A 3861-nucleotide genomic window follows, 5' to 3' on the forward strand; every position below is an offset into this window, starting at 1 on the left:
ATTTGACTCGGGTTTTAAAACCCATCTTTCCAGATTTCACCATACTTATTGGGATGCGGGGGATATAAAATCACTCGAAAGCTCTCTTGTTATCGTCAGGAATAATAAAAGCACAAAGCATAACGTCTCTATAAACAGTCCTTTTAATATCGATGGTGTCAAGGTCTATCAGTCCTCTGATTATGGCTATGCCTTGCAGTTCTTACTTAAAAAGGCCAACAGTAAAGAGGTTATGACACATTTCCTCCTGGACAGGCCTGACAGCCTTGGAAAGCCAGCCATCGGCGGATCTGCTTTCCCGACCACGGAATATATATTTGATATGAAGTTTTATCCTGATATTACAAAGCCATCGTTCTATCCGTCAAAACCGATCCTCTATCTTTCTGTCGCTAAAAAAGGTACAGTGGTTTTTAAAGGACTTTTGATACCAGGACAGACTGTTAGAATCAAAGAGGACATCTTACAATTTGTAGCGATTAAAGACTGGAGCGGCCTGATATTTGCTACAGATATCGGGAAAAACCTAACATATCCAGGATTTATAATTACTATTACTGGAATGGTTATAATTTATTTCTTTCCTTATAAAACTATACGATTGACAAGACATGGGGATTCAATAATATCTATAAACGGTATAACAAAGAGATACCATGCAATATTTGAAGAAGAGGTAAATAACATAAGAACTGAGTTAGGAGTAAAGATGGATGGATAATCTATCAATATTGAAATACGAAGTTATCCTGCACTGGATAGCCGTAGGATGTTACATATTTGCAACCATCTTCTTTGCTTATAGTGTCTCTTTCCAGAAGAGAAGGGGTATTAAGCCTGCAATGGTGCTTACACTGATTGGGATATTGTTTCACTCTATAGCCCTTGGTGTGAGATGGAGGGTTGCGGGTCATGGCCCATATCTTATGAAATACGAAATACTTTCCTCCAATGCATGGGTGGTTATTCTAATGTTTCTGGTCGTTACCTGGAGATATACGAAACTGAGGCCAGCAGGCGTTGCTGTTGTACCTCTTAGCTTTCTGATGATGACCATCGGGTTATTTATGAACCCAGGAATAAAAGGACTGCCCCCATCTCTGAAAGGAATATGGCTTGTCATTCATGTGACATTCAATCACATGGCAGTAGGGGCGTTGATAATCGCACTCGGCGCATCAGTGTTATATATCTTGAAAGAGAAGAAGGGTGATACAGAGTTCTTCGGGAGGTTCCCATCGTTAGAGGTCCTTGATGCATACAGCTACAAGTTTGTTGGTTTTGGTTTTATATTCTGGAGTATCACCATTGTAGCAGGTGCAATATGGGCAGATCAGGCATGGGGAAGATACTGGGGATGGGACCCTGTAGAGACATGGTCACTTATAACATGGCTTTTATACGGACTTTATCTGCATTCAAGACGATTCCTTAAATGGAGGGGCAGAAAAGCAGCATGGGTGCTCGTGCTCTGTTTTATAGTGTCAATAATGAGTATTTATTTCATACCCTTTACTATACGGTCTTTGCATACGGCCTATTTTTAGTTGACATGATTAAAGGTGGATGAAGAATATTGAAGGAGTTGATAGATGAAAAGATTGATTAAAACTCTTCTTATAACATTTTTAATCATCTTCTCTAATTGCACTCAATTAGAGAAGGCAAAAGAGACTGCGATAATAAAAGATGTAGTTATGAGTTATAATAGAAAGCTTATTGATGCTGCAAAGACAGGCGATCTGGAGCTATTAAGAGATATAGCTTCAGAGGACGTTGTAAGAAGACTCTATTTCTGGATAGCTGCGTGGAGCGATTCTGGCGTATACATGGAGGCAGAGTTAAAGGATATTAAATATAAAAGTGTGGATATTTCAAGGCAAACAGCAAAGGTTTTGACCTTAGAGAAATGGGTATATGATTATAGAAGTATAAAAAACAATCAGATTGTGCTTCCACCGTCTCATCTTCTCTACGAGATGGAGTATGTTTTACAGAAAAATAAAGATAATAAGAATAACAACTGGATAATTACAGAAATAAATATAAAGTCAGAGACTCAAGAAGGCCAAAGGTAAAGAGCAGTAATGAAAAAGGTAATGTTAATAACACCCCCATACCACTCTGGTGTGGTTGAGTCAGCAGGGACATGGCTCAATCTGGGATTTGTTTATATAGCCAGTTCTTTGAGAGAGGCCGGATATGATGTTTATCTATATGATGCCATGTCTTATTTTCATGATTACACGGAAATCACTAAAAGAATAGAGACCCATAAACCTGATGTGGTTGCCACAACGGCAATCACAGCCTCGATAAATGATTGCCTTGAGATATGCAGGTTGTCAAAGGAGATTAATCCTGCAATAGTTACTATCATTGGAAATGTTCATCCTACATTCTGCTGGGAAGAAATCCTCAAGAAGCATCACAATAATGTGGATTACATCGTAAGAGGTGAGGGCGAGTTGACCCTTCCCGAACTCCTTGATTGTCATTTTTCTGGTGGAGATGCATTAAAGGTAAAGGGTATTGCATTATTGGCTGAAGACAGGGCTGTTGCTACCCCTTCGAGGGAATACATAGTGAACCTTGACGCCCTCCGCCCGGCATGGGATTTGGTCGACTGGGAAATTTATTCCTATAGACCAAAAGAGAATTCCATTCTTGCAATTGTCAGTTCTTCAAGGGGATGTAACCAGCAATGTAGCTTCTGTTCTCAGCAGCTTTTCTGGAGCCGCAAATGGAGGTCAAGGTCTCCTGAGAATTTTGTTTCAGAGATTGAATATCTTCATGAAACATACGGTGTTAATGTGGTTATGATGCCTGATGAGACTCCAACCTTTGATAGGATAAGATGGGAGAAGATACTTGACCTTCTTGTGAAGCGACGAATGGATGTAGAGCTTCTCATGGAGACACGGGTTGAGGATATCATAAGGGATCAGGATATCCTGTGGAAATATAAGGAGGCAGGTATCGCCCATATATATGTAGGGGTTGAATCTACCAGCCAGGAAACTCTCAATAGGTTTAAAAAAGACATAAAAGTTGAAGAATCAAGGTTAGCAATAAGCCTTATAAATAAGGAAGATATCATCTCTGAGACATCGTTTGTTCTCGGAATGCCAGAAGATACTAAAAAATCGATCAATACCACCGTTGAGCTTGCAAAATATTACAACCCGGACATGGCATTCTTTCTTGCTATTACTCCATGGCCATATGCAGAGATATATAGGGAGCTTGAGCCATACATTGAGATAAAAGATTACAGCAAATATAATCTGATAGAACCTATCGTCAAACCAGCAAGTATGACCATTAACGAGTTAAAGGATGAACTTAATAGGGCAACCCGACTGTTTTACATGGATAAATTTTTAAAACTCAACAAAATGAGTTCTTTTAAGCGTGATTATATGCTGGCAACGATGAGGCTTCTGATGGAACATTCGTGTATAGCACATCAAATGACAACGGTTAAAGATTCGATGCCAGAGGATATAAGACGCTATATTGAAAGGTTTGCAAAGACATTTTCACCTATTCCATAATTCTAACTGCTTCCTTCTACTTAAATTTCCAGAACATGACCGATGGCACTCTTCAACCTTTGTTCCTAAAATAGCCTCGTCCTGGCAGGTTTACACTATCACAGCATTCATAATTTCTTCACAAAAACTTTAAATTATATTCATAGTCTCCTGCTATTGTATCCCAAGATTATAAAGGAAAAAGGAGGTAAGTTATGAAAAGGTTGGTTGTATTTACTTTAGTCCTGCTTTTAATTGGAGGCATCGCTTATGCAAAGGATTATGAGGTAAAGAAAAAGGCAGGCGAGTATGATGTCACGGTGAA

4 protein-coding genes are annotated in these 3861 nt (G+C 39.1%); all 4 read left to right on the plus strand.

Translation table 11 applies throughout. The features are described 5' to 3' along the window. Positions 1–721 (plus strand): cytochrome c biogenesis protein ResB (locus tag HZC12_03970; protein ID MBI5025884.1); only part of this gene is annotated, 721 nt, incomplete at its 5' end. Then, positions 714–1547, plus strand: coding sequence for a cytochrome c biogenesis protein CcsA (gene ccsA, locus HZC12_03975; protein MBI5025885.1), 834 nt, complete (start codon positions 714–716; stop codon positions 1545–1547). The genes HZC12_03970 and ccsA, both read left to right, overlap by 8 nt. Before the next feature lie 45 nt (positions 1548–1592). Further along, positions 1593–2078: a hypothetical protein gene (locus tag HZC12_03980; GenBank protein MBI5025886.1), complete on the plus strand. Its 486-nt coding sequence runs from the start codon at positions 1593–1595 to the stop codon at positions 2076–2078. Positions 2079–2087: 9 nt separating this feature from the next. Continuing rightward, complete coding sequence (locus HZC12_03985) at positions 2088–3557, plus strand: cobalamin B12-binding domain-containing protein (protein ID MBI5025887.1); 1470 nt, start codon at positions 2088–2090, stop codon at positions 3555–3557. Positions 3558–3861: the final 304 nt, after the last annotated feature.

The sequence above is a fragment of the Nitrospirota bacterium genome (assembly GCA_016214385.1).
In the GTDB taxonomy this organism is placed as follows: domain Bacteria; phylum Nitrospirota; class Thermodesulfovibrionia; order UBA6902; family JACROP01; genus JACROP01.